Annotated in this window: 21 protein-coding genes, 1 tRNA gene and 1 pseudogene; 14 read left to right on the top strand and 9 right to left on the bottom strand. The window is 73.0% G+C overall.

Features of this window, described 5'->3' with window-relative positions:
* The first annotated feature begins 369 nt into the window (after nt 1-369).
* Complete coding sequence (locus OG624_RS38505) at nt 370-1,623, top strand: protein-glutamine gamma-glutamyltransferase (RefSeq protein ID WP_371640537.1); 1,254 nt, start codon at nt 370-372, stop codon at nt 1,621-1,623.
* Nucleotides 1,624-1,713: 90 nt separating this feature from the next.
* Here the strand turns inward: OG624_RS38505 and OG624_RS38500 are convergent, their stop codons facing one another.
* Nucleotides 1,714-3,189, bottom strand: coding sequence for a calcium-binding protein (locus tag OG624_RS38500; protein WP_371640536.1), 1,476 nt, complete (start codon nt 3,187-3,189; stop codon nt 1,714-1,716).
* 272 nt (nt 3,190-3,461) lie between these two features.
* Between OG624_RS38500 and OG624_RS38495 the strand changes: the two genes are divergently transcribed.
* The 3 genes from OG624_RS38495 (at nt 3,462) to OG624_RS38485 (ending at nt 5,559) form a co-directional block, all read left to right on the top strand.
* Nucleotides 3,462-4,013: a SigE family RNA polymerase sigma factor gene (locus OG624_RS38495; protein ID WP_078909073.1), complete on the top strand. Its 552-nt coding sequence runs from the start codon at nt 3,462-3,464 to the stop codon at nt 4,011-4,013.
* The gene (locus OG624_RS38490) at nt 4,010-4,906 is read left to right on the top strand and encodes a hypothetical protein (RefSeq protein WP_371640535.1); all 897 of its coding nucleotides are present in this window, start codon (nt 4,010-4,012) and stop codon (nt 4,904-4,906) included. The genes OG624_RS38495 and OG624_RS38490 overlap by 4 nt, the downstream gene beginning before the upstream one ends.
* A gap of 203 nt (nt 4,907-5,109) precedes the next feature.
* A complete protein-coding gene (locus tag OG624_RS38485; RefSeq protein ID WP_371594297.1) occupies nt 5,110-5,559 on the top strand; it encodes an iron chaperone in 450 nt (149 codons plus the stop codon).
* An 89-nt stretch (nt 5,560-5,648) separates the two neighbouring features.
* Here OG624_RS38485 and OG624_RS38480 read toward each other — a convergent pair whose 3' ends face one another.
* A complete protein-coding gene (locus tag OG624_RS38480) occupies nt 5,649-8,516 on the bottom strand; it encodes an ATP-binding protein (protein WP_371640534.1) in 2,868 nt (955 codons plus the stop codon).
* Between the two features lie 146 nt (nt 8,517-8,662).
* Here OG624_RS38480 and OG624_RS38475 point away from each other — a divergent pair.
* Both OG624_RS38475 and OG624_RS38470 read left to right on the top strand, forming a co-directional pair.
* A pseudogene (locus OG624_RS38475) lies at nt 8,663-9,049 on the top strand (VOC family protein); the annotation flags it as partial.
* A complete protein-coding gene (locus tag OG624_RS38470) occupies nt 9,050-9,505 on the top strand; it encodes a pyridoxamine 5'-phosphate oxidase family protein (RefSeq protein WP_033217141.1) in 456 nt (151 codons plus the stop codon).
* Nucleotides 9,506-9,523: 18 nt separating this feature from the next.
* Here OG624_RS38470 and OG624_RS38465 read toward each other — a convergent pair whose 3' ends face one another.
* Nucleotides 9,524-9,928, bottom strand: coding sequence for a nuclear transport factor 2 family protein (locus tag OG624_RS38465; RefSeq protein ID WP_033216479.1), 405 nt, complete (start codon nt 9,926-9,928; stop codon nt 9,524-9,526).
* Between the two features lie 81 nt (nt 9,929-10,009).
* On the bottom strand, nt 10,010-11,236 hold the full coding sequence (locus OG624_RS38460; RefSeq protein WP_371640533.1) for an alpha/beta hydrolase family protein: 1,227 nt from the start codon (nt 11,234-11,236) through the stop codon (nt 10,010-10,012).
* Between the two features lie 104 nt (nt 11,237-11,340).
* On the opposite strand from OG624_RS38460, the gene OG624_RS38455 reads away from it, so the two are divergent.
* Nucleotides 11,341-11,934: a TetR/AcrR family transcriptional regulator gene (locus OG624_RS38455; RefSeq protein WP_371640532.1), complete on the top strand. Its 594-nt coding sequence runs from the start codon at nt 11,341-11,343 to the stop codon at nt 11,932-11,934.
* Nucleotides 11,935-12,020: 86 nt separating this feature from the next.
* Here OG624_RS38455 and OG624_RS38450 read toward each other — a convergent pair whose 3' ends face one another.
* Nucleotides 12,021-12,992, bottom strand: coding sequence for a helix-turn-helix transcriptional regulator (locus tag OG624_RS38450; RefSeq protein WP_033216475.1), 972 nt, complete (start codon nt 12,990-12,992; stop codon nt 12,021-12,023).
* 98 nt (nt 12,993-13,090) lie between these two features.
* Between OG624_RS38450 and OG624_RS38445 the strand changes: the two genes are divergently transcribed.
* Complete coding sequence (locus tag OG624_RS38445; protein ID WP_161294923.1) at nt 13,091-13,726, top strand: TIGR03086 family metal-binding protein; 636 nt, start codon at nt 13,091-13,093, stop codon at nt 13,724-13,726.
* 23 nt (nt 13,727-13,749) lie between these two features.
* Here OG624_RS38445 and OG624_RS38440 read toward each other — a convergent pair whose 3' ends face one another.
* The gene (locus OG624_RS38440; RefSeq protein ID WP_371640531.1) at nt 13,750-15,267 is read right to left on the bottom strand and encodes a PE-PGRS family protein; all 1,518 of its coding nucleotides are present in this window, start codon (nt 15,265-15,267) and stop codon (nt 13,750-13,752) included.
* 114 nt (nt 15,268-15,381) lie between these two features.
* Nucleotides 15,382-15,455, bottom strand: a tRNA-Trp gene (locus OG624_RS38435).
* Nucleotides 15,456-15,638: 183 nt separating this feature from the next.
* Between OG624_RS38435 and OG624_RS38430 the strand changes: the two genes are divergently transcribed.
* From OG624_RS38430 to OG624_RS38415, 4 genes are all read left to right on the top strand, one after another.
* Nucleotides 15,639-16,139, top strand: coding sequence for a DUF4352 domain-containing protein (locus OG624_RS38430; RefSeq protein ID WP_371640530.1), 501 nt, complete (start codon nt 15,639-15,641; stop codon nt 16,137-16,139).
* A 108-nt stretch (nt 16,140-16,247) separates the two neighbouring features.
* The gene (locus tag OG624_RS38425) at nt 16,248-17,576 is read left to right on the top strand and encodes a glycoside hydrolase family 18 protein (protein WP_326749971.1); all 1,329 of its coding nucleotides are present in this window, start codon (nt 16,248-16,250) and stop codon (nt 17,574-17,576) included.
* Between the two features lie 81 nt (nt 17,577-17,657).
* Nucleotides 17,658-18,845, top strand: coding sequence for a serpin family protein (locus OG624_RS38420; RefSeq protein ID WP_371640529.1), 1,188 nt, complete (start codon nt 17,658-17,660; stop codon nt 18,843-18,845).
* Nucleotides 18,846-18,912: 67 nt separating this feature from the next.
* Nucleotides 18,913-19,742, top strand: a protein-coding gene (locus OG624_RS38415; protein WP_326750623.1) for an IS5 family transposase whose coding sequence is annotated in 2 segments (ribosomal slippage) — nt 18,913-19,243 and nt 19,243-19,742 — 831 coding nt in all. Because the reading frame shifts where the segments join, the coding sequence is not laid out codon by codon here.
* 15 nt (nt 19,743-19,757) lie between these two features.
* Here OG624_RS38415 and OG624_RS38410 read toward each other — a convergent pair.
* Both OG624_RS38410 and OG624_RS38405 read right to left on the bottom strand, forming a co-directional pair.
* A complete protein-coding gene (locus OG624_RS38410; protein WP_051762992.1) occupies nt 19,758-20,747 on the bottom strand; it encodes a PfkB family carbohydrate kinase in 990 nt (329 codons plus the stop codon).
* 2 nt (nt 20,748-20,749) lie between these two features.
* Nucleotides 20,750-21,439, bottom strand: coding sequence for a bifunctional 4-hydroxy-2-oxoglutarate aldolase/2-dehydro-3-deoxy-phosphogluconate aldolase (locus tag OG624_RS38405; protein ID WP_371640528.1), 690 nt, complete (start codon nt 21,437-21,439; stop codon nt 20,750-20,752).
* A gap of 111 nt (nt 21,440-21,550) precedes the next feature.
* Between OG624_RS38405 and OG624_RS38400 the strand changes: the two genes are divergently transcribed.
* Nucleotides 21,551-22,330: an IclR family transcriptional regulator gene (locus OG624_RS38400; RefSeq protein WP_371640913.1), complete on the top strand. Its 780-nt coding sequence runs from the start codon at nt 21,551-21,553 to the stop codon at nt 22,328-22,330.
* 126 nt (nt 22,331-22,456) lie between these two features.
* A complete protein-coding gene (locus OG624_RS38395) occupies nt 22,457-24,100 on the top strand; it encodes a sigma-70 family RNA polymerase sigma factor (RefSeq protein ID WP_033216467.1) in 1,644 nt (547 codons plus the stop codon).
* Nucleotides 24,101-24,120: the final 20 nt, after the last annotated feature.

Below are 24,120 nucleotides of genomic sequence, written 5' to 3'. Positions count from 1 at the left end.
GAGCTCGGAGGACGCTCGTCGTCTCGGCCTCGCTGCGGCGGTTCTCAGCTTCTCCCGCACCACAACATTCGCGTAGGCACGGCCGTTCGTGCCGAGCAGGTCCGCCGGCGGCATGGCGCCGCCCCGTACGCCGGACTCCACACCTGCGCCTCCCCGGACCACTCGGTCCGGCACGCGTCGTCATCACAGCGGCCTGACGCAGCCGACCCGGCCCGAACGGGTCGGGCGGCCGACGGATGACGGCCATGGCTGCCTCATGCGTGTGCGCCCCTGACCTGATCATCGGCTCGCCGCGTTCCCCTCCACCGTGCCGCTCTCCCGCATGCCCTGCATGCACGAAATCCACTCCCGAAGGAGTTCTCGATCCACATGTACAAACGCTCAGGGTTTCTCGCCCTCACCACGGTGGGCGTCATGATGTGCACCGCCGGTCTCGCACCCTCGGTCAGCCAGGCGGCCGGCAGCGCCGACGGCGGGAGCGGGTCCTACGCCGAAACGCACGGCCTGACAGTGGATGACATCGGGCACATCAACGCGCTGAACGAAAAGGCTCTCGATCTGGGTCGGCCCGGCCGTCCGACGGGAGGGTTACCGCCGAGCGCCACCGAATCCCTCGGAGCCTCCGCGTCGGCCGACGACAGGGTGACGCCTCCCGCCGAGCCGCTCGGCAGCATGCCTGACGCGTACCGAGCCCGAGGGGACAGGGCCACCACCGGCATCAGCAATTACATACGCAAGTGGCAGCAGACCTACAGCCACCGCGACGGCCGACCTCAGCAGATGACCACGGCGCAGCGAGAGCAGCTGTCCTACGGATGCGTCGGTGTCACCTGGGTCAATTCGGGCCCCTACCCGACGAACAAGCTGGCCTTCGCGTCCTTCGACGAGGACCGGTACAAGGACGCTCTGGAGAACACCGGCCCACGGCCGGGCGAGACGCGGGCGGAGTTCGAGGGACGCATCGCCAAGCAGAGCTTCGACGAGACGAAGGGGTTCGACCGGGCTCGTGATGTTGCGTCCGTCATGAACAAGGCTCTGGAGAGCGCCCACGACGAGGGCACCTATCTCAGCAACCTCAAGGCAGAGCTCACGAAGAGGAACGACGCCCTGTCCAATGAAGACAGTCGTTCGAACTTCTACTCGGCCCTGAGGAACACGCCTTCCTTCAAGGACAGGAACGGGGGCAACCACGACCCGTCCACGATGAAGGCGGTCATCTACTCCAAGCACTTCTGGAGCGGACAGGACCCCAGGGCCTCCTCCGACAAGAGGAAGTACGGCGACCCTGAGGCCTTCCGACCCAACCGGAACACAGGCCTGGTCGACATGTCGAAGGACAGGAACACCTCGCGCAGCCCCGCCGAGCCCGGCCGGAGCTACGTCAACTTCGACTACGGCTGGTTCGGGGACCAGAAGGAAGCGAACCCCGACAACACCATTTGGACCCACGCCAACCACTACCACTCGCCCGGCGGCGCCATGGGAGCCATGCAGGTGTACGAGAGCAAGTTCCGCAGCTGGTCCAGCGGCTACACGGACTTCGACCGCGGAACCTACATCGTCACCTTCATACCCAAGAGCTGGAACACCGCCCCCGCCAAGGTGACGCAGGGCTGGCCGTAGCATCCCGCCCCTCACCACGCACACACCCTCGGCGTGGCTGACCCGCCTCGCCCCATGCCACCTGTGGGGCGGGGCAACCTCAGATCTTGGTCAGGGGTTGCACTGTGTGGCGCCGGGGCCGGTGGCGGGGCGGAGGCAGGCGTCGGTGCCGGGGCCGCCGTTGTTGGAGTTGGTGCCGGTGCCACCGTCCAGGGCGTCGCTGCCGTTCTCGCCGAAGAGGTCGTCGTTGCCGGCGGCGCCTTGCAGGACGTCGCTGCCGTCGCCCCCGCACAGCAGGTCATCGCCGCCGCGGCCGTCGATGACATCGCTGCCGCCCAGCCCGAAGATCGCGTCCCGCCCCGCGGTACCGGCCAGGATGTTGCTCCGGTCGTTGCCGGTGATGACGTTGAAGCCCTGGGCCTGCAGGACGGCGGGGCTGGTGGTACAGGTCGCGGCCACGACGGGCACGGTGAAGGTGATGGTGACGCTCGCGGTGGCCACGGTGGCGGGAGCGGCCGTCCGGGTGGCGGCCGTCGGCAGTACGAACGACGATCCCGCACCGCCCCCCGCGGCAGCGTCGGGGGCACTCCCGCCGCCACCACCACCGTAGTAGCCGCCGCCCCCGCCACCACCGGCGGCGCCGACCGCGGTACCGGCGCCGCCGACTCCGATCGTTCCCGCTCCGGCGCTGCCGGGCGGCAAGCCGTCCCCGCCTCCTGCGCCGCCGGTGTTCCCGCCACCGCCGCCACCGCCCGGGCCGGGCAAGGCGCCCGTGCCTCCGCCACCACCCCCACCGCCGCCGGCGACATTCGCGGCAGCGGCGCCACCCGCGCCGCCCGCACCCGCACCCGGGCCTGCCGGCGGGGTGGCACCGTCACCCCCGTTGCCGCCGCCGGTGCCGAAGCCCCCGCCCGCGCCGCCGGTGACACCGGTCGGAGCCGGGCCGAAACTGGTGCCGCCCAGACCGCCGGGGCCCGCAGCCGTTCCTCCTCCGCCGCCTCCGGCGGTGCCCGTCGTCCCGCCTCCTCCACCGCCCGCGGCGACGACGAGACGCGTGTCGCCCATACTCGGTGGACTGCTGTTCGGAGCGGTGCGCAGGTCGCTCGCGCCCCCGCCGCCGCCACCGCCGGAAATCCCGCGGACTCCGCCCGCGCCGCCTCCGTTGACGCCGCCCATGCCGGTGTCGGAGCCGTTGCCGCCGACTTCGACGTACAGGGTGCTGCCCGCGGTGACGGGAACACCGGTCGCCGTGACCCGCGCCCCGTTGCCGCCGGCGCCACTGCCCGGCCTGTTGCCGGCCGCGCCCGCGGCGCCGACCGCGGTCACGTCGACCGTGCCCACACCGGCCGGAAGGAGCAGGCTGTGCTCTCCCGTCTCGGTGTAAGTACACGTGGTGGTCGTGCCGGCGGTGACGCACTCGCCCTGTGCATGAGCCGTACCGGACACGACGACAGGGCCGATCCCGGCCGAGCAGACCACACCGACGGCGACCGCCAGGACGCGGCCCCGCCGACCACCCGTCCGCGATCGGCTGCCGGGAACGGACCGGCCCGCTCGGCCTCCGATCAGCGATGAGAACGTCATCATGCGCTCCTTGAACGAGGAACGCGCCGCCGAAGCCGACGACGCGGCCCCATCCCTTCCGCGCCTCTCACCCGTCCAACCAGACCCCACCCCTACGGCTTCACCCACTCGGGCGCACCGTCCGCGGGGCCGGTGACCGGCCGGCACCGCCCGTGCACCGGAACCGCCCGCCGAGGAGACACCATCGGATGCCCCCGGGCCCACACATGTGTCGCGGATCACTCAACCTCGCCGAAGGTCCAGGTCGTCGAGAGGGTGAACACCTAGGAGGGGACATGCAAGGTGCTGTCGGTGACGCTGAGTTCGCCGAGTTCACACGGGCCCGCTGGGGGCCTCTCGTGCGCTTCGCGTACGGGCTGACGTTGGACGTCGGCCGCGCGGAGGACCTCGTACAGGAAGCATTGGTCCGTTTCTGGCGCATGCGCGACAGGGTGGCGGTCGAGCGGCCCGAGGCGTACGTCCGCCGCACGCTCGTCAACCTGGCCGTGACGGCCGGGCGGCGCCGCTGGTGGAGCGAGCGGGTCCTCGGACGCGTCCCGGAGGTCGCGAGTCATCCCGAGTCCGATCCCGGCCACGGCAGTGCCCAACGCGACGAACTGCGCCGCGCGCTGGCGCGGTTGCCCGCGCGCCAGCGCGTGGTCGTGGTGCTGCGCTACGTCGAGGACCTGTCGGAACGCCAGGTCGCGGACCTGCTCGGGTGCTCGGTCGGCAGCGTCAAGTCCCACGCGTCGCGCGGGCTTTCGGCGCTTCGCGGGACGGCCGCGCTCCAGGCGGCTCCTGAAGCGGTGTCCGGTTTTCGTCTGACCCGAGGGGAGGCCGCGCGATGAGCGGCATGAACGGTGCTGAGCGGGTGCTGAAGGAATCGATCGACGAGGTGGTCGACGGGTACCGGCCGGCGGGTGATCCGTTCGCCCGCGTCGAGACGGCCGTCCGTCGTCGTCGGCGCAGGAACCGGGCCATGGTGGGTGCGTCGCTCACCGCCGTGGCAGCGACGTCGGTCGCTGTCATGGTCGCGCTGCCGGGCGGCGGGCAGTCGTCCGAGAGGCCGGCGGCTTCCTCCATCGAGTCACCGAGCGTGGTGCTGCAGGGCTACGAGACGGTGCCCGGCAAGGTCTACCGGGTGGCGCGCGGGACACACGCCGGGGTCGAGTGGCAGGTGGGTTCGGCCGATGGCCGCAAGGGCCAGGCGTGCTTGGTCTCCCGGAACGTGCTGATCGGGATCGCCGCGTGTTTTCCCACGGGGGACGCCGCGGTCCATTGGGCCGCGGCATCGTCGAGCAGCGCGGGGAGGACGGCCGACGAGCCGTTCACGGTCGTCGGGGTCGCCCCGCCGGGTGCGGCACGGGTCAAGGTGGTGCTCCCCGGCGGTTCGGGACCGGAGGCGCAGACCGTCGAGACCCCGACCGCGCCGGACACGCGCTTCTTCGCCGTCCTCGTCCCGGCGAGCATCCGTCAGCAGGTTCAGGTGCAGGCCTTCGACGCGGCGGGCAGCCCCCTCGGAGCCTCCGTGGCGGCCGACGGAAAACAGCAGTTCAAGGACCGTACGCCGCCGTGGTGCCGGACGGGCGGCGAGCACCCTGCGGACGGCCCGGACACGACCGTCGCCCCCGACCCCGACCCGAACCTCATTCCCGGCGCCCCGTGCGGAACGCCGTCTTCGGCTCTGGGCCGGCCGGTTGCGCCCTCGTCGGCGCCGACCTCTTCGGGTACGGCCCGGTGAGAGAGAGGCTGCGGACGACCCGGTAGACGCGGCACGCCCAGCGCCGAGTGATCGTCGGACGACAGGACACGGGCTCGCGATCCGTGGTGTTCTCCGTGGTCGGCACGGAGGCGGTGCGGGCCCTGGCCGGGGCAATCTGTGGTCACGGCGATCGGCTCGGCGACAGACCGGGCCGATCGTGACCAGCGACCGAGGGAGTGACCATGGCCGGCACCGGCAGCAGCACGTACGAGGGGTTCAGCGCGCAGGAGCGTGCCGCGATGAAGGCGCACGCCCTGGATCAGAAGAAGGCGGCACGTCGTGGTTCGGCCGCGGAGAAGGCGGCCGAGGCCGAGCGGGACGTGCTGGCGAAGATCGCCGAGATGCAGGGGTCGGACCGGGTCATGGCCGAGCGCGTCCATGCCGTCGTCACCGCCCATGCCCCGGCCCTCGCGCCGAAGCTCTGGTACGGGATGCCCGCCTACGCGTCGGACGGCAAGGTCGTCTGTTTCTTCCAGAGCGCGGAGAAGTTCAAGGCGCGCTACGCGACGCTCGGGTTCAGCGACCTGGCGAAGCTGGACGAGGGTCCGATGTGGGCGGCCGGTTTCGCGCTGACCGAGGTGACGCCCGAGGTGGAGGCGCGGATCGCCGAGTTGGTGAAGCGGGCGGTGTGACGGCCGGCCGCGGTGGGCGGATCGGCGCGGCCGCGACTCGGTCCGGCTGTGTCGCCGCTCTCGTTCGCAAAGGCCGCGCCGCGCCGCGGCTACCGGAGGATCCTCGGGGCGAGGCCGAGGTCGGCGAGGGCGCTCGTGCCGCGGGCGGCGTGTTCGCCGCCCGCGAGGATCAGGGTGCGCGCCGACTGGTAGGGGCAGCCGGCCGCCTCGAACACGCTCGCGGTGGCGAGCAGCCGTTGCCCGTCGGCGTCGAGCAGGGCCGTCGCGCGTTCCACGAGGGCTGTGGCGACGGGGTTCCCCGCCACGGTGGTCCGGGCTTCCGTCAGGCGGGCGGCTGCGTCGGGGGACCCGGCGAGCACGGAGGCTTCGGCCCGTAGTGCCACGTACCAGTGGAGCCAGATCCAGGTGGTCCACTGCCGTACCTGGCCGGGCTCGGGGGCCGTACGTTCCAGCGCCGCCTCGGGCCGCCCCTGGTGGAGCATGAGGATCGCGTCGAAGACCGCCCCGTATCCGTGGGTGTTCCACGGCGAGGGGTCGACCTGCGCGAGCAACGCGCTCCATTCGCGCCGGGCTTCATGGTCCTCGCGCAGTCCGTGGACGGTGGCCATCGCCGCCGCGGGCGGGCCGAGGACCGCTCGGGCGGGGCTGCCGGCCCGCTGCCAGGCGTCGCGGAACCGCAGGCCCGCGGTGAGTGCCTGCTCGGCATCGCCTGCCAGTGTTTCGGCGACGAGGAGCCGGCCCGTGGCGCGGTGGCCGACCTCGGCGAGCTGCGGGTGTTCCGCGAGCCGCCGGGCCCACCGGCGGGCGCCGGGGAGGTCGCCCACGCCGAGGGCGGCTTCGGCGGCCTCGCCGAGCGCCTCGATCAGTTCATGGGTGCCGGCCGGGCCCAGGGAGTGCGGGCCGTGCGGGCCGCCGTCCGGTGCGGACGAGATCAGCTCTGTCCGGCGCCGTGTCGTCGCCGCTGCCGCGAACGCGTCCCCGGCCCAGCTCTGAGCGCCGGCAAGGGTGTCGAGCGCGGCGGACTGCGCGAGCGGGTCCTTTTCGAGGCAGGCGAGTTCGACGGCTCGTTCGGCGGCGGCGAGCGCCTCCTGAACGGTGGAACCGCCGGGGTCGCTCACCGCGCGGGCGGCTTCGCAGGAGGTGTCGGCCGTTCCGGGCTCGGTGTCGATCGCGTGGGTGAGGGCCCGTCCGGCCTCGACCAGCGCGACCGCGGCCCGGGCGGACGGATCGGCACCGGCCAGTTCCCGTGCCTCGGTGATGAGCGCCTCGGCCTCCTCCGGCGGGAGCGGGCGGGCGAACTTGCTGGAGAAGCGGTACGCGTTGCCGGCTGCGGCCGCCAGATCGCGGGCGGCCGCGGCGGTGTCGCCCGCTCGACGTGCGACGTCCGCCGCCGCACGGCCCAGGCGGTACATGTCATCGCCGTGCAGCCGGCAGGCGGCCGCCGCCGCGGCCTGCCGGTACATCGACGCCGTGTCGGCCGGGGCGGTCGCGAGGGCGGCGGCCTGCTCGTACCGCTGCTGGGACTCTGCGATGAGATGACGGGTGAAGGCCAGCTCCGCCATGGCGCGGGCCAGTCGGTAGGCGTCCGCGCGCTGCTCCGGACGGCTTTGCGCCCAGGCGAGGGCGGCGCGCAGTTCGTCGGCCGTCTGATCGAACCGGGCCCGCCAGTCCGCTCGTGGCGCGGCCAGTTCGGTGCTTCGGGCGAGGCACCAGTTCAGGTGCCGGGCGTGGGTGTCGTGCAGTTCGCCGGCCTCGGTGAGGCGGTCGGCACCGTACTGGCGCAGCGTTTCCAGTGCCCTGTAGCGGGTTCCGTCCGGGGAGAACGTGACGGTCAGCAGGCTCTGTTCGGCGAGTCGGGCCAGCCCGTCGACGGCGGCCGCCGTGTCGAGCCCGGTGACCTCCGCCGCCGCCGGGGCGGTGAACGGTGTCACGAACACCGACACCCGGCGCAGCAGCGTCCGATCGGCCGGGTCCAGGAGGTTGTGGCTCCAGTCCAGTGCCGCCCGTACGGAGCGGTGCCGGTCCTCCGCGCGGGAGCCTCCGGTGAGCATGCGCAGGGGGTGGGACAGGGCGGCGGTGATGCCGTCCAGTCCGAGGGTGGGGTAGCGGGCGGCGGCGAGCTCGATCGCCAGGGCCATGCCGTCGAGCCGTGCGCAGATCTCGGCGACCTGCTCGTGCGGGGGCGCATCCGGCGGGCGGCCGCCTGTCGATGTCGCCCGGTCCATGAACAAGGCGACCGCGTCCGATCCGTTGCCGCCGGCCGTCGACAGTGACAGCGGCGGGACCGGGTAGACCCGTTCGAACGGGACCATCAGCCGGGACCGGCTGGTCACCAGTACGCGTACGCGGGGGCAGGCGGCCAGCAGGCGTTCGAGGAACGGTGCCGCCCCCTCGACGACGTGCTCGCAGTTGTCCAGCACCAGCAGGGTGTTGCGGTCGGCCAGTGCGGCGGCCACGGACTCGGCCATGTCGTGGCCCGGTTGCTCGCCGAGGCCGAGCGCCTCGGCGACCGCGGTTGCGATCATGCCGGGATCGGTGACCGGGACCAGGTCGACGAACCACACCCCGTCGGCGAACCCGTCGGCGACGTCGGTGGCCACGGTCAGCGCGAGGCGGGTCTTGCCGACCCCGCCGGGGCCGAGGGCGGTCACCTGCCGGTGCTCCCCCAACAGGGCGGTCAGCGCGGCCCGCTCGCCGGCTCGGCCGATGAACGAGGTCAGACGCGTCGGCAGGGCCGGGGCCGGGTGTGACCGGTCGGTGCGTGTCCGGTCGGACGCGCGGCGGGCCAGTGCCCGCCGATCGGGTACCTCCAACTTGCGCAGCAGAGAGGAGACATGGGTCTCGACCGTGCGCACCGAGATGTACAGACGTGCCCCGATCTCGGCGTTGCTGAGATGGTCTCCGACCAGTTCCAGGACCTCGGCCTCGCGCGGCGAGATCTCCGCTGCTTCTCCCATGGCCGCCATTGTGCAGCACGCGTGTCCGTGGCGGTCGTTCCGTGATCGTCTCCGTGGTCGCCACGGATGCCGACCGTCCGTGCCGGACGGGACGCTGTGACGACACACGGAACGGCCTTTCGCGGCCCATGACTTCAAGGAGCGCCATGTCCGACGCGACCACCCCGACCACCCCGACCACTTCGGCCGGCTCGGCCACTTCGGGGATCAGGACCGTGCTCCATCCGGTGTCCGATCTGGGCCGGGCCAAGGGGGTGTACGCGGCCCTGCTGGGCGTACCGCCGTGCAACGAATCGCCGTACTACGTCGGCTTCGAGGCCGCGGGACAGCACGTCGGGCTGGTGCCGGGCGGCGGACCGCAGGCGATGACGTCGCCGGTGACCTACTGGCAGGTGCCGGACATCCGGGCGGCACTGGCCGCGGCGACCGCGTCGGGCGCGATCGTGACCGAGCCCGCGCATGACGTCGGTGGCGGTCGCCTGGTGGCCACGGTCGCCGACCCCGACGGCAACGTCCTCGGCGTCCTCCAGGACCTGGCGGGTGCCACCCCCCGCTCACGCGCCCGGCGCCGTGCCGACGTCGAGCAGCGACTCGCCCACGACGTCGACGTGTGGGTGGCCACCGCTTCCGCCGACGGCGCACCGTACCTGGTGCCGCTGTCCTTCGACTGGGACGGCGGGGTCCTGCGGGTGGCCACCCCGGCGGGCAGCCCCACCGGCAGGAACCTGGCCGCTGCCGGGACCGTCCGCCTCGCGCTCGGTCCCACCCGCGACGTCGTCATGATCGACGGCACGGTCGAGGCCGTCGGCCTCGATGCCCTCCCGAAGGAACAGGGTGACCGCTTCGCCGAACGCACCGGCTTCGACCCGCGCGCACTCACCACGGCCTACCGCTGGTTCCACATCACCCCGCGCCGCGTCCAGGCCTGGCGCGAGGAGGACGAGCTTGCCGACCGCGAGCTGATGCGGGACGGCCGCTGGCTCGTCTGACGGGCGCGCACCGGCTTCTCAGCGGGCGCTGCCGAGATTGCGGTCGGCGTCGGTCCCCGCCAGCATCAAGGTGGTCTCCTCGATGCGCCGGAAGCGTCCGTCGGGGGCCATGGAGGCGAACACGTAGACCTCCATGCTCACGGTCGTGCCGTCCTTCTTGGTGATGTGGCAGGTGTGCCGGTCGGCGTACTTGTCGCCGTCGTGGAGCTCTTCGTGGACCTCGATCTCTCCTGCGGCGACGAGCGTACGCAGGTGGGCGATGTGGTCGAGGAACTGGGAGCGGTCGGCCCATTCGCCGTCGGTGCGCTGGCGGTAGTCGGGGGTGAAGTGCCGGTCGGCGGCCTCGGCCAGGGTGATGTCCTGGTCGAGGAGCAGGTCGGTGAGGGCGGCCTTGATGCCGGTGCGGGTCGCGTTGCTGGTCATATCGGGTCCTTCGGGTGGGTTCGGCCGCCGGAGTTCTCGGCGGTGTCCCGCGGTGTGGGGCGCGGTCGGGTGAGGCGGGAGTCAGGGGCGGGTGTTGGCGAGGGTGTCGTCGAGCCAGTCGTAGATGCGGGCGTTGGCGAGACGCATGGCGCCCGGGTGGCAGTGGGCACCGGCGCCTTCCTCGGCGGTGAAGAGCATGAGGGTCTTGGGGCAGGTGAGGTGTTCGTAGAGCTGCTCGGGCTGGCCCTGGAAGAAGATGTCCTCCTCGGCGTCGCAGACGAGGGTGGGGCACTGGATCCGCTCGGCGATCCCGCCGGCGAGGGTGTAGTCGAGGTAGGAGGCGTTGAAGGCGCGGGGGGTGTCGACCCCCATGACGTACATGCCGTGGTTGAGCGCCCAGCGGGCGATCGGGTCCTTGGCCATGATCTGGTCGATGGCGGCATCGAGTTCCGGGGCGGAGTCCGCCCGCAGAAGGCGTTCGGCTTCCTCGCGGTCGCCGGGGATGTTACGGACGGAGGTCTCGCCGAGGTCGTAGAGGCCGTCGACGGCTATCAGCGCGGCCAGTCGGTGCTCGAACGCGGCTGCCCGGGGGGCGAGGACTCCACCCATGCTGAGGCCGATCAGTGCGATGCGGCTGTTGTCGACCTCCGGGATCGTCTCCGCGAAGTCCATCACCGGGGTGATGACGTTCTCCCAGTCCGGGCGGAAGACGAGGCCCTGGTGGTGGCGCGGCCCGGGCATGCCGGGACCGTCGAAGGCGAGCACGGTGTAGCCCCGCTCGACGGCGGCCATCGCGCCGAAGAAGTGCAGCTCCTCGGCGGTGCCGTCGAAGCCGTTGTGCATGATCAGCGTCGGCCGGGGGGTGCCCGAGTCGTCGACCCGGTAGAGGTAGCCGGGCAGCGTGGTGTTCTCGTAGGGGATCAGGACCGGCTCGATGCGCGGGGTGGTGTAGAGGGCCGCGGCGGCCTTGAAACACTCCACGGAGCGGTCGTAGGCGTGGTCGTGGCGCGGGTCGCAGTCCTTGCCGTGCAGGAAGAACTCCGCCGACCGGTAGTAGTTGGAGGCGCGCAGGAACCCGTCGCGGGCGCTGACCCGGTGCCCGGCCGCCAGGGCCTTCTCGGCCTCCGACGACACCCGGCCGGCGGTCGCGAACCACTCGGTGTACCAGCTGTCGTAGTCGCCCTCGGTGATCCGCGAGGCGGTGGAGACGACCTCGCCGAAGTCGGCGCCGCCGTAGGCGATGTGGCTCATCGAGCGCAGGGTCTCGTACCAGAACTGGGTGTTGTTCGGGAACAGCAGCTGCTTCATGGCAGTTTCCTTCTGTCGATCCCGCAAGCACAGATCTGTGCTTGCGGGATCGACTGTAGGGCCTCGCCCGGCCAGAAGCAAATATCTGTGCTTAAGATGGTGGCGTGACTCAGAAACAACCGGCCGCGCGCATCCGAAGAAGCCCTGAACAGGTCCGCGCAGCCGTCCACCAAGCGGTCCTCGACCTCCTCTCGGCCCCGGAGGGCGAGGACCTGACCATCCCCGCGATCGCGCAACGCGCGGGCGTCAACCACACCAGCCTCTACCGGCGCTGGGGCGGCCTCGACGCACTGCTGGCCGACACGGTCGCCACCCGCCTCGAGCGCAACTCGCCGCTGAAGGACACCGGCACCCTGCGCGGCGACCTCATCGCCTGGGCCGAAGCCGGCGTCGCGAGCATGCACACACCTGAGGGGCACGCCCTCGTACGCGCTGTCGTCCTGTCCATGCCGAGGAACACCCAGGAGCGGAGCGAGCGCGCCCAGCACTTCCGGCGCCGCATGCATTCCATCGAGCAGATCCGCGAGCGGGCCACGGCCCGCGGCGAGCACCCGCCGCCGCTGGAGCAGATCCTCGACCAGCTGATCGCACCCTTCTACATCCGGACGATCTTCGGCATCGGCCTGCCGGCCACCGGCTACCCACAACTCCTCGTGGACAGACTCCTCGGCAGCGCCGGCGGACCGGACCCGGCCTGAGGAACGGGGTCCTGGCTCTCCCCCTCCGCACGTCGGGCACGGCGAGGGACGAGGACGCAGACCTCGGAAGCCGTTCGCCCCCTCGGCTACGAGCCGTGGGGTGCGTGCGGCTCCTCCCCCGCGTACATCTCGGTGAGTTCCGCGCCGATCCGGGCCAGCCACTGCCGCACCTCCGGCGGCTCCAGCACCTCGACCCGCGCTCCCAACCCCGCCAGGTGTCCCGCCAGGGCCTTCGAGGCCGGGCCGTCGACCCACACCTCGGTCCAGCCGTCGGGCAGCGGACCTCCGACGCGCACGCGGCCGCCGAGGAACCGTTGCAGCAGGGCCAGCGCGTCAGGGTGGACGCGGGCCCGCGCGGTCACCGCGTACATGCCGTCCTGGAAGGCTCCGGACAGCGTCCGCCAGGCCGTGGCGAGGTCGAAGTCGGGTGGTCGGGTCACCGGTTCGCCGGTCGGCTCGACGGAGGTGACCCGGCTGAGCCGGAAGGTGCGCAGGCCCTTGTCCGTACCGGCCACCAGGTAGTCCACGCCCGCCTTGGCCACGAGCCCGAGGGGGTCGACGGTGCGTTCGCCGGCCGGCTTGCCGACGCCCGCGTACCCGAGGCGGACGCGGATCCCGTCCACGACGGCGCCTTGGAGCGCGGAGCGGTGGGCGGCATCGGCGGTGACGGCGTTGCGGGACCAGTCCGTGGCGTCGACCACCCCCGCCCGGGTCGCGGCTTGGGCCTGCGCCCGCATGGTCGTCGGCAGGGCCCGGACCAGCTTGCGCAACGTGGTGCGCAGCTCGGGGGTGTCCGACAGGGGGCCGGCGACGAGGAAGAGTGCCCGGATCTCGTCGGCCGTCAGTCCGGTGAGATCGGTACGGGCCCCGCCGACGAGGGACCAGCCGCCGCCGCGGCCGCGCTGCGAGTAGACGGGGATGCCCGCCGATGCCAGGGCCTCCAGATCTCTGCGCGCGGTGCGCTCGGACACCTCCAGTTCGGCGGCCACTTCGGGGACGGTGACACGGCCTCGCTCCTGGAGGAAGAGCAGGGTCGCCAGCAACCGGTCGGCTCTCATGTGCCCCTTCGCCTCCTTCGTGGGTGCCGCGTCGTCGTCTTTCATTCTCTTCGGAAAACTGGCCAGAAGGTGGCCACTTCTGCGCGCAGGATGAAGCCATGAACAAGACCGAGCAGCTCATCGAGACCCCGTCCGACTCCCCCGGCGCCGCCGCCTCCCCCTCCTCCTTCGATCCGCGGACCGACCTCGCCGCGGCCGTCGAACTGGCCGGCCGTACGCTGGCCGCCGTCCGGCCCGAGCAGTACGACGCCCCGACCCCTTGCGAGGAGTTCGACGTACGGCGGCTGTCGAGCCACCTCGTCGCCGTCGTCCGCCGGATCTCGGTGATCGGGCGCGGCGAGGACCCGTTCAGCGTCCCGTCCTTCGCCGACGAGATCGCCGACGGTGCGTGGGCGGAGGCCTGGGTGCCGGGCGCCCGCGAGGTCGCGGAGGTATGGGCGGATCCGGGCATCCTCGGCCGGGAGCTGCGCCTGCCGATGGGCGTCCTGCCGGGTGCGGCCGCCGCGGCCGTCTACACGCACGAACTCACGGTGCACACCTGGGACCTGGCCAGGGCGACCGGGCAGGACCCGGACTGGGACCCGGCTCTCATCGAGCGGGTGATCGGCGTCGTACGTCGCGCGCTGCCGGCCGAAACCCGCGGCGGACGGATTCCCTTCGCGGAGGTGGTGGTCGTGGACCCCGAGGCCCCGGCCATCGACCGGCTCGTGGCCTGGGCCGGGCGCCGGCCCTGAGGGCCCTTCGAGGGCGGCGCACCTCATGACCCTGTGACGGTCATCCGTTCCATGACGGCCACCGGCAGCACCGGGTTCCGGGCCGCGGCCGCCGCCGTCTCCTCGTCGCCGAGCAGCGCGACGAGGACCGGTACGGGCACCCGCGGATGCCGCGCCGCCATCGCGCGCACGCCGCTGTCCGGGTCGTCGAGGAGCCGTACCACCGAGTCCGGCGCGAGCCGGGGGTCGGTGGCGGCGCGCAGCCGTACCTCGGCGTCCTCGTCCGCGCCGAACCGCTCCACCAGGTCGGGCGTCGAGTCCGGGTCGTCCAGGGCCAGTTGCCGCAGCCGCGGATGCGGGTCGTCCGCATGGCGGAGCAGGTCGCGCCGCGGGAAGTTCGGGTGCCCGTAGGGCCGGTCGGGGGTGGAGTAGCTCCCGTTCCACCACTGCCACACCTCCAGCAGCATGTCCGCCGGAGCGTCGTCGCACCGCTCGGCGAGGAACAGCCGCACGACCCGGTCCTCGTCCCGGGCCAGCCGTTCCACGACGTCCGGCGGCAGGCGTCGGGCCCTCGCGACGCTGCTGCGCAGCAGGAGGTGTCCGGATGCCGCGAAGCGGCGCATGGCCTCCTCGTCCTCGTGCAGCGCCTCCACCCACCCGACCGTCCGCCGTATCGTCCGGGGGTCGATGTCCACCGGGACGGCGGCCCGCCGTTCCTCCGTCAGCTCGGGCCGCACGGACACGGCGAGTCGTACGTCGTCGTCGGGGTCGGCGGCGAGTACGTCGACCAGGTCGGGCCCGAGGTAGGGGTTGCCGGCCAGGATCCGGCGCAGCCAGGGGTCCGGGTCCGCGCAGAGCCGCAGGGCGAGGTCCTGGTCCAGCCGGTGGCTTCCGAGGAGGTGGCGGTCCCTGCCGGCGGCTTCGAAGAACTCGGCCGTCAGCGGGGCCTCCTCGTGCCGGGCGAGTGTGACGGCGGTCCGCACGGCGGGGGCGGGATCGGCCGCCAGCCGGGCCCGGGTCCCGTCGTCGAGGTCACCCCAGGCGGCCTCGCACGCGGCGGCCCGCACCCTCGGGACCGGGTCCGCCAGCAGGGTGAGGCGTAGCGGGAGGGGCAGGGTCGGCATCCGGGCCAGTTCCTCCCGGACCGGGCCGAAGGGGTCCGCGGCCAGCGTCTCGTACGCCTGCGGCGTCAGCCCCCGCCCGGACAGGGCCGCGGCCTCCAGGAACAGGTGGCGCCGGGCACCGCCGGCTTCGCCGAGCACCAGGCGCGACCACTGGCCGGCAGAGAGTCCGAGAGAAGCGGGTACCTCGGTGAGCCGGGCACGCACCCGGCGGTCCGGGTGGTCGACGGCGGCGTCCACGACGGCGGGCGGCAGATCGCGCCGCGCCAGGAGGTACGGGGCCAGGTCCAGGTGGTCGAGCAGCCGGATCCGGATGCGGTCCGGTGCGGCGGTGTTGAAGCTCAGCCCCTGCAACCAGGCCTGCCGGAGCCGCGGCGCGGCCTGGGGCCCCCAGTCCCGGTCCGACCATCGGTCGTCGAAGCCTCGTACGTCTGTCCCCATCCGGAGAACGGTAGACGATGCCGGCGCCCCCGTGCCGGTCCGGGGAAACAGCGACGCCCGGCCGGGAGCGGTGCTCTCGGCCGGGCGTGCTCGACAGGTGCGCTGTCGGTGTCGCAGGGGCGGCAGGATTCGAACCTGCGGCCTTCGGTTTTGGAGACCGGCGCTCTGACCAGCTGAGCTACACCCCTTCGGTGGGACCAACCATGGCACGAACGCGCCCGGAGATCCAATCAATTGGTGGCTCGACCGGGTGAGAGTTCCTCGGCGGTCGACCGGACCGTGCGGAGCCGGCGTCCGCCGGTCCGGGGGTGGCGCGACCTCGGGGTGCGGAGGATCGTGGGTGAGGGGACCCGTGGAGCGGAGGTTCCGTCATGCCCCGAAGCCGACGAACGGGGCGCCTGCGGGGCTCGCTCCTCGCGCTCGCGCTCCTCGCGCCCGTCCTGCTGGGCGCGGCCCCGGGCGGCTCGGGGGAGACGATCTCCCTCGCCGGGAACGAGCCGGGCGAACGGCTCGACGTCACGTTGACGCGGGTGGTGGATCCGGCCGACCCCGCAGGTCAGGAGCCCACCGGGAGCGAGCGGCTCGTCGCGACGCGCCTCCGTCTGGAGAACACGGGGACCGCCGTCTACCAGGACTCCCCCGCGCCGGCCGCGCACCTGCTGGACACCGACGGGCGGCGGTTCACCGGCGACGACGTCCCCACCACCGCGGGGCCGTCCTTCCCCGAGACCGTCACTCTCGACCCCGGAGGTACGGCGGAGGGCTTCATCACCTTCCGGCTGCCGCGGGACGCCGACCCGGCCGCGGTCCAGTTCGCCCTCGATGCCGGCCTCGCCGACGACGTCGGGCACTGGAGCCTGCCGCTCCCGTAGCGGGCGAGTTTCGGCCGCCCCCTTGACCGCTCTGGTCCAGACCAATAGTTTCCGGCATGCACAGCGCACGCGCACACGCCCCGCTCCCCGCATCCGCAAAGGAAGCCCATGCGCCGCAGCATGCTCGGCAGGCTGGCCGTCGCCGCCTGCTCCCTCTCCTTGCTGACCGCCTTCGCGCCCGCCGCCGTCGCCCAGGCCGACGGTGGCGGCCACGACCGTTCGTACAAGAAGGTCGGCTACTTCACCCAATGGGGCGTCTACGGACGGGACTTCCAGGTCCAGGACCTGGAGGCGAACGGCTCCGCCGGCAAACTCACCCACATCAACTACGCCTTCGGCAACATCAGTCCACAGGGCCGGTGCTTCACCGGGAACGTGCCCGGCGAGGCCGACGCCTGGGCCGACTACGTACGCCCGCTCGACGCCGCGAACTCCGTCGACGGGGTCGCCGACACCGGCGAGCAGCCCCTCGCCGGTAACTTCAATCAGCTGCGCGAGCTCAAGGCCGAGCACCCCGGCCTGAAGGTGCTGATCTCGCTGGGCGGTTGGAGCTGGTCCACGCACTTCTCGGACGCCGCGCTCACCCCGGCCTCCCGCAAGGCCTTCGTCGAGTCCTGCATCGACCTGTACATCAAGGGCAACCTTCCGCAGGACGGCGCCCGCGGCGGCGCGGGCGCGGCCGCCGGCGTGTTCGACGGGATCGACCTCGACTGGGAGTGGCCCGGTTCCGCGGGCGACACCGACACCACGTACCGGCCCGAGGACAAACAGAACTTCACCGCGCTCGTCAAGGAGTTCCGCACGCAGCTCGACGCGTACGCGCGGAGCCAGAAGAAGAAGACGAAGTACGAGCTCAGCGCCTTCGTCCCGACCGCCCCCGCCAAGATCGACGCGGGCTTCGACGTCCGCCGGATCATGCGCGACCTCGACTTCGTGACCCTCCAGGGCTACGACTTCCACGTCTCCGGCGAACCGAGGACCGCCCAGCAGTCCGCGCTCCGCGCACGGGGCGACTTCAGCGTCGACGGCACGGTGGACGCCTGGCTGCGACGCGGCGCGCCCGCGAACAAGCTCGTGATGGGCATGCCGTTCTACGGCCAGGGCTGGACCGGGGTCAGCGGCGGCGGGGACGGCATGGGGCAGCCGGCCACCGGCCCGGCACCGGCCACCTGGGCCGCCGGGTACGAGGACTACAAGGCGCTGAAGAAGCTGGCCGACTCCGGTACCTACACGATCCACCGGGACCGGCGCGGCGGCCACGCCTGGCTCTTCGACGGCACCACCCTGTGGACGTACGACGACCCGCAGGTGCTGCGCGCCAAGACCGGGTACATCCGCGAACACGGCCTCGGCGGCGCGATGTTCTGGTCGCTCGACGCGGACACCGCGGACGGCGAGCTGATGACCGCCGTCGACCGGGGCCTGCGCGGCCGCTGACCCGGGCCGCCCGAGACCGGCGCCGCCGGGCCGCGGAAAATCGTCCGGCCCGGCGGCGCCCCTCCACGTACGCTCCCCCGCATGAGGAACTCGACGGTACGGGCGGTCAATCGGCTGACGACGCGCTGGGCCGCGGCCGCGCAGGCCCCGGCCGGGAACCCGGGCACGGTGTTCACCGCGGCCGGGCTCTGGCCGCTGCTCGCCCTGCTCGCGGACGGCTCGGACGGCCCGGCCCGCGCCGAACTGGCGCAGGCCCTGGGCATACCCGCCGAGGGCGCGGGCCAGGCTGCCCGCGATCTGGTGGCCGCACTGGCCGGCGTGCGGGGTCTTCGGACGGCGACCGGCCTGTGGACCGATGCCGGGCTCCCGCTGGAGGACGACTGGTCGGCGAAGCTCCCGACCGGCGCCCGAGGGACGCTGACCGGGGACCCGGACGCCGATGCCAAGGCGCTCGACGCGTGGGCGTCGGACCGGACGGACGGGCTGATCGAGCGCATGCCGGCGGTCCTGGACGAGAGCACCCTGATGGTCCTCGTCTCCGCGCTCACGTTGCGGCTGCGATGGATCCAGCCGTTCGTCGACGGGGAAGGGGAGCCGCACACCGGCCCGTGGGCCGGGCGCCCCGTGCGCAGTCTGTACCGCAGCACCTCGCTGCTCGACCGGGTGGGCGTGGCGCACGGTCCCTCCGGTGCGGTCACCCTCCTGGAGGTCGTCGGGGCGGCGGGCGTGGACGTCCACCTCGTGCTGGGCGAGCCCGAAGCACCGGTCGGTGACACCCTCACCACCGGGATCGCCGCTGTCACCAGGGCCCGGCCCGCGACGGGAGCGAGCCTGCTCCCGGACGGGCGCCCCGGTCCGGGGCTGGCGGTCCGCACGGTGGCCGCCTTCTCCCCCCGACCCCGGCTGGACATCGAGACGGTGGCCTTCGAAGTGCGGTCGGAACACGACCTCCTGGACCACGCCCGGCTGTTCGGGCTGGAGACCGCCACCGACGCGGATCACGGCCACTTTCCCGGCATCAGTTCCCAGCCGCTGGCCATCACTTCGGCACGGCAGTCCGCGCTGGCCCGGTTCGACGCCGCGGGCTTCGAGGCCGCCGCCGTCAGCACCTTCGGCGCGGCGGCCGGCTGCGCGGCGCCGGCACGGCCCAGGTACAGGGCCCGCCGGGCCGAGGTGTGCTTCGACAGGCCGTTCGGCTTCCTGGCCGTCCACCGGACCTCGCGGCTGGTGCTGGCGGCCGGCTGGGTCACCGAGCCCGACGCCCCCTAGCGCGTGTCTCTTTGATGGGTTGGTCAGTTGATCGGATGTGTCTGTCCGATTAGTGATCACTGATGCGATGTGGGACCGGATCGAGCCGCTGATGCCGGCCGATCCGGTCCGTGGACGGCGGTGGGCCGACCACCGGCGCACCCTGGAAGCCATCGCGTGGAAGTACCGCACCAACTCGCCCTGGCGGGACCTGCCCGACGAGCTCGGGTCGTTCCAGACCGCTCACAAACGGCTGGTCAGATGGGCCGTCGATGGAACCTGGGAACGGATCCTGGCCTCGGTCCTGGCCGCGGCGGACGCCGCCGACGACATCGACTGGACCGTCTCCGTCGATTCGACCGTCGTCCGAGCGCACCAGCACGCCGCCGGAGCACTCAAAAAGGGGCGGCGGGACGCCGGGAGCCGGCCGATCACGCACTCGGACGCTCCCGCGGAGGCCTGAGCACCAAAGTCCACCTCGCGGCCGACGGCCGGGCCCGCCCCTTGGCCTTCACCGTCACGGCAGGCCAGGCCGGTGACGCACCTGCCTTCGAGACGGTGATGGACCGTATCCGCGTGCCCCGCACCGGTCCGGGCAGGCCCCGAACCAGGCCCGCGGTCGTCCTGGCCGACCGCGCCTACTCCTCACGCGCGATCCGGGCCCATCTGCGGCGCCGGGGAATCCGCGCGGTCATCCCGCAGCCGTCCGACCAGATCGGCCACCGCCAACGGCGAGGCCGTCACGGAGGCCGCCCGCCCGGCTTCGACCGCGAGGCCTACAAGCAACGAAACACCGTCGAACGCTGCATCAACCGCCTCAAGCAATGGCGCGGCCTGGCCACGCGAACCGACAAACTCGCCATCGCCTACCAGGCCGCACTCCACCTCGCCGGCATCCTCATCTGGACCCGACACTGACCAAAGAGACAGAACCTAGGGCGTGTCCCGGCCGGACCTGCGATGCGAGGCGGCCAGTGCCGCCGTCTCGGTGAAGGCGGGGACCCGTCCGGTGCCGCCACGGCCGGAGACCGAGAGGGAGGCCGCGGCCGTGCCGTACGCCACCGCGTCCGCGAGGGTGTCACCGAGGACGAGCCGGGCGGTGGTCGTGCCGGTGAAGCAGTCCCCCGCGCCGGTCGCGTCCACCGGCTCCGGATTGACGGGCACGGGGTGGTACTCCACCCGCGTGCCGTCGTCCAGCAGGAGCCGGTCGGCGCCCGCGGTGACCGCGACCGCGCGGGCGCCGAGCGCGCGGCAGCGGGCCGCGGCGGTGCCCGGGTCGGTGGTGTCGAGCAGGGCCGTCGCGTCGGCCGGACAGGAGGCCTTGAGCAGCCCGGTCAGCGGCGCGATCCGGGTCAGCAGCTCGCGGGCCTCGGCCTGGCCGGTCAGCCGGGAGCGGAAGTTGGGGTCGTAGGTCAGGTGCCCGCCCGCCCCGTGCACGAGGCGGGCGGCGGACAGTACGGCGGCGCCGCTGCTCGGTGACAGGGCGCCGGTGACGCCGCTGGTGACGAGCGCTCCGCAACGGGTCAGCAACGCGCGCCAGGACGCGATGTGATGGGGCGCGAGGGTGGAACCGGCGCTGCGGGTGCGCCAGTAGACGAACGCGCGGTCGCCGTCGGTGTCGGCGGAGAGCAGGTAGGCGCCGTTGGGGTGCGGGGCGCGGCGGACATGGGAGACGTCCACGCCGAGTTCGGCGGCCCGGCGGAGCAGCGGGACGGTGAGTTCGTCGTCGCCGACCACGGCGAGCAGGGCGGTACGGGCGCCGGCCGCGGCCGCGGCGGCCGCCGCGTTGAGGGCGTCCCCGGAGTAGGAGATACGGGCCCGGGTGCCGTCGGCGGCCTCGCGCAGGGCGGTGTCCGCGTGGATCTCGACCAGGACCTCGCCGAGTACGAGGACGTCGTAGCGCGGTTCGGTTCGTCCGGGCACGGTCAGCACCCCGCGGCGGCGTCGCGGGGCACGGGGCACGGCGGGGCCGCTCCGGCGAACACGGCGGCCAGTTCGTCCGGGTCGGTCGGTAGTCCGCCGCCGATGCCGACGGCCGTGGCGCCGGCCGCGAGCCAGTCGGGGACCTCGGCGGGCCGGATGCCGCCGGTCGGGACGATCACCGCGGTGGGCAGGACGGCCTTGAGCGAGCGGACGAATCCGGGGCCGCCCACGTGCGCCGGGAAGACCTTGGCGGCTCCGGCGGCCCGGACGGCGGCGGCGATCTCGCCGGGGGTGAACCCGCCCTCGATGAAGACGGCTTCGCGGCGTACGGCCACGGCGCGGACCTCGGGGGCCGGATAGGGGGAGATCAGGAAGGCGGCGCCCGCGTCCAGGGCGGTCTCCGCCTGCGCGGTGCTGGTGACCGTGCCGACGCCGATGAACGCCGGGCGGCCGTGGACGTCGCTCAGCGGGGCGGTGCGGGAGACGGCCCCGGCCCAGCCGGGGATGGAGGTGGTGAGTTCGACCGCGCGGCAGCCGGCGGCGAGCAGGGCGGTGGTGCGGCGGACCGCCTCGTCGGCGTCGGCCTCGCGCAGTACGGGCAGTACGCGCTGGGCGGCCAGCGCCGCGTACAGGTGGCCGGAGACGTGGCCGGACATGTGGCCGGACACGTGATCGGGCAGGTGATCGGGCAACGCAGGACCCTCCCCTTCGCTCCACGCCGCTTGTTCCACGTAGTGGAACGTCGTAACGTGTGACGGAACCATGTGATCGGGACCCTACCCACGCGAGGAGCGCTCGTGTCAATGGACGAGACGGCGACGGGCGGGCGCGCGGGGCGGACCTCCGCGGCCGGTTCCGCCCTGGAGAAGTCCCTGCGCGTCCTGGAGGCGGTGGCCGCGCCCGGCGGCCCGCACCGCCTCGCCGATGTGACGGCGGCGGCCGCGGTGCCCAAGTCGAGCGCCTTCCGCATCCTGGCCTCGCTGGTCGAGCAGGGCTTCGTACGCCAGGAGGCCGACAGCCGGTACGGGGTGGGGTCGCGGCTGCGCGGACTGTCCGCCCTGGTCGACGCCGGGGAACCACCCAGCATCGGGCGCATCCTCGGCGAACTCCGGCGGGCCACCGGCCAGACGGTCCATCTGGCCCTGCACAGCGGGCGGACCATCACCTACATCCGCAAGCTGGAGAGCGAGGAACAGCCCTTCCGGACGGCCTCCCGCGTCGGCATGCGCATGCCGCTGCACACGACCGCGATCGGGAAGAGCATCCTGGCCCAGCTGCCCGCCGAGGAGGTACGGGAACTGATCGACGCGACCGGGCTGCCGCGCAGGACGCCGCACACCCTCACGACCGCACGGGCCCTGCACGCCCAACTGGCGGCGGTCCGCGCCCAGGGCTTCGCCGTCGACGACGAGGAGAACGAACCCACCATCCGGTGCATCGGCTCGGCGATCCTCGGTCCGACGGGCCGGCCGGTCGGCGGGGTCAGCGTCACCACGGTCACCTTCCTCGTGTCCCGCGAGGAGATCGCGGCGTACGCACCGGCCTTGCGCACGGCCGCGGAGGCGCTGGCTCCGCTGCTGTGACCCCCGGTGGAGGGGCGGTGAGAACTCTTCGGGAAAATTCTTCCGGATAACTGTTATCGACGCCCCCGTCGACGGTCTCCCATGTATCGGGCATCATCGACCGCCGGTACGGACAGGGAACATCACATGACTACTCAGCACACCGCAGCGCTCGTGGCAGCGGCCCGCGCGGGCGACCCCCGCGCGCAGGACGAGCTCGTCAGCGCCCATCTCCCGCTCGTCTACAACATCGTCGGGCGGGCTCTCAACGGGTCCTGCGACGTGGACGACGTGGTGCAGGACACGATGCTGCGGGCGCTCGACGGGCTGGGCGGCCTGCGTGTGGACGAGAGCTTCCGGTCCTGGCTGGTGGCCATCGCGATGAACCGCGTACGGGCGCACTGGCAGGCCCGGCAGAGCGGTTTCGGCGAGAGCACCCTGGAGGCCGCGAGCGATGTCGCCGACCCGGGTGCCGACTTCGTCGACCTGACCGTCGCCCGCCTGCACCTCGCCGGCCAGCGGCGCGAGACGGCCCGCGCCACCCGCTGGCTGGAGCCCGAGGACCGGGCGCTGCTGTCCCTGTGGTGGCTGGAGTGCGCCGGGGAGCTGACCCGGGCCGAGGTGGCGGGCGCGCTGGAACTGTCCCCGCAGCACACGGCGGTGCGGGTGCAGCGGATGAAGGCGCAGCTGGAGTCGGCCCGGGTGGTGGAGCGGGCGCTGGACACCCACCCGGCGTGCGAGGAGCTGCGGACCGTGATGGGGGGCTGGGACGGGGAGCCCTCCGCGCTGTGGCGCAAGCGAATAGCCCGGCACGCCCGTGAATGCGTACGTTGCTCCGGTCTGTGGAGCGGACTGGTTCCGGCGGAGGGATTGCTGGCCGGTCTGGCCCTGGTCCCGGTGTCGGCGGCCCTGCTGGCGGGGATGAAGACGGGCGGAGCGGCCGGCTTCGCCCCCGCGAGCGTCGCCTTCGCCGAGGGTGTCGACGGGGGCTTCGACGGCGGCCTCCACGGCGGCTTCGACGATGCCGCGACGCAGCTCACCCCGGTGGCCGACATGGGCGGCGGTGGTCGGGGCGCGCTGCGCAAGCGCCGGCAGAGCCGCCGCCGGGTGGTCGGCGGTGCGGTGCTCGCGGCCTGTGTCGCGGGCGGCGGGCTCGTGTACCTCGGGGGTCTGCCCGGTTCCGGCGACACGAAGGACGGCGCCTCCGCGCCGGCGACCCCGCTGGCCGCGCTCTCGGCGACCGAATCCCCCGCTCTGCCCTCGGAGTCGGCCTCGCCCTCCGCCTCCCCCTCGCCCTCCCCGTCGGCATCCGCCTCGCCGAGCCCGTCGGCGAGCCCGAGCCCGACGCAGTCCAAGAGCAAGTCCCCGAGCCCGAAGGCCTCGCCGGTCAAGCCGGCGCCCGCCCCGCCGTCGGGGATCGCCGGCCAGGTCGTGGCCCTGGTCAACAGCGAGCGGGCGGCGGCCGGCTGCGGCCCCCTCAAGGAGGACCCGCAGCTGCGCGCGGCGGCTCAGGGGCACTCCGACGACATGGCGGCCCGGGACTTCTTCGCGCACACCAGCCCGGACGGCAAGGACCCGGGCGACCGGACGACCGCGGCCGGCTACCGCTGGTCGACGTACGGGGAGAACATCGCGCGGGGCCAGCAGACGGCCCAGTCGGTCATGGACTCCTGGATGAAGAGCCCGGGCCACAAGGCGAACATCCTCAACTGCTCCTTCAAGGACATCGGCGTGGGCATCCACCAGGGGTCGGGCGGCCCCTGGTGGACCCAGAACTTCGGCGCGCGGTAGCCCGCGGTCGCCCGACCCGC

Source organism: Streptomyces virginiae (assembly GCF_041432505.1).
In the GTDB taxonomy this organism is placed as follows: domain Bacteria; phylum Actinomycetota; class Actinomycetes; order Streptomycetales; family Streptomycetaceae; genus Streptomyces; species Streptomyces virginiae_A.
The sequence above is the reverse complement of the archived record's forward strand: the minus strand, read 5'-3'. Positions and strand labels throughout refer to the sequence as shown.

Excerpts from the sequence above, each read along its gene's own strand:
- OG624_RS38505 (WP_371640537.1), top strand. The coding sequence starts at position 370 with ATGTACAAACGCTCAGGGTTTCTCGCCCTCACCACGGTGGGCGTCATG.
- OG624_RS38500 (WP_371640536.1), bottom strand. The coding sequence starts at position 3,189 with ATGATGACGTTCTCATCGCTGATCGGAGGCCGAGCGGGCCGGTCCGTT.
- OG624_RS38495 (WP_078909073.1), top strand. The coding sequence starts at position 3,462 with ATGCAAGGTGCTGTCGGTGACGCTGAGTTCGCCGAGTTCACACGGGCC.
- OG624_RS38490 (WP_371640535.1), top strand. The coding sequence starts at position 4,010 with ATGAGCGGCATGAACGGTGCTGAGCGGGTGCTGAAGGAATCGATCGAC.
- OG624_RS38485 (WP_371594297.1), top strand. The coding sequence starts at position 5,110 with ATGGCCGGCACCGGCAGCAGCACGTACGAGGGGTTCAGCGCGCAGGAG.
- OG624_RS38480 (WP_371640534.1), bottom strand. The coding sequence starts at position 8,516 with ATGGGAGAAGCAGCGGAGATCTCGCCGCGCGAGGCCGAGGTCCTGGAA.
- OG624_RS38465 (WP_033216479.1), bottom strand. The coding sequence starts at position 9,928 with ATGACCAGCAACGCGACCCGCACCGGCATCAAGGCCGCCCTCACCGAC.
- OG624_RS38460 (WP_371640533.1), bottom strand. The coding sequence starts at position 11,236 with ATGAAGCAGCTGCTGTTCCCGAACAACACCCAGTTCTGGTACGAGACC.
- OG624_RS38450 (WP_033216475.1), bottom strand. The coding sequence starts at position 12,992 with ATGAGAGCCGACCGGTTGCTGGCGACCCTGCTCTTCCTCCAGGAGCGA.
- OG624_RS38445 (WP_161294923.1), top strand. The coding sequence starts at position 13,091 with ATGAACAAGACCGAGCAGCTCATCGAGACCCCGTCCGACTCCCCCGGC.
- OG624_RS38440 (WP_371640531.1), bottom strand. The coding sequence starts at position 15,267 with ATGGGGACAGACGTACGAGGCTTCGACGACCGATGGTCGGACCGGGAC.
- OG624_RS38430 (WP_371640530.1), top strand. The coding sequence starts at position 15,639 with ATGCCCCGAAGCCGACGAACGGGGCGCCTGCGGGGCTCGCTCCTCGCG.
- OG624_RS38425 (WP_326749971.1), top strand. The coding sequence starts at position 16,248 with ATGCGCCGCAGCATGCTCGGCAGGCTGGCCGTCGCCGCCTGCTCCCTC.
- OG624_RS38420 (WP_371640529.1), top strand. The coding sequence starts at position 17,658 with ATGAGGAACTCGACGGTACGGGCGGTCAATCGGCTGACGACGCGCTGG.
- OG624_RS38400 (WP_371640913.1), top strand. The coding sequence starts at position 21,551 with ATGGACGAGACGGCGACGGGCGGGCGCGCGGGGCGGACCTCCGCGGCC.
- OG624_RS38395 (WP_033216467.1), top strand. The coding sequence starts at position 22,457 with ATGACTACTCAGCACACCGCAGCGCTCGTGGCAGCGGCCCGCGCGGGC.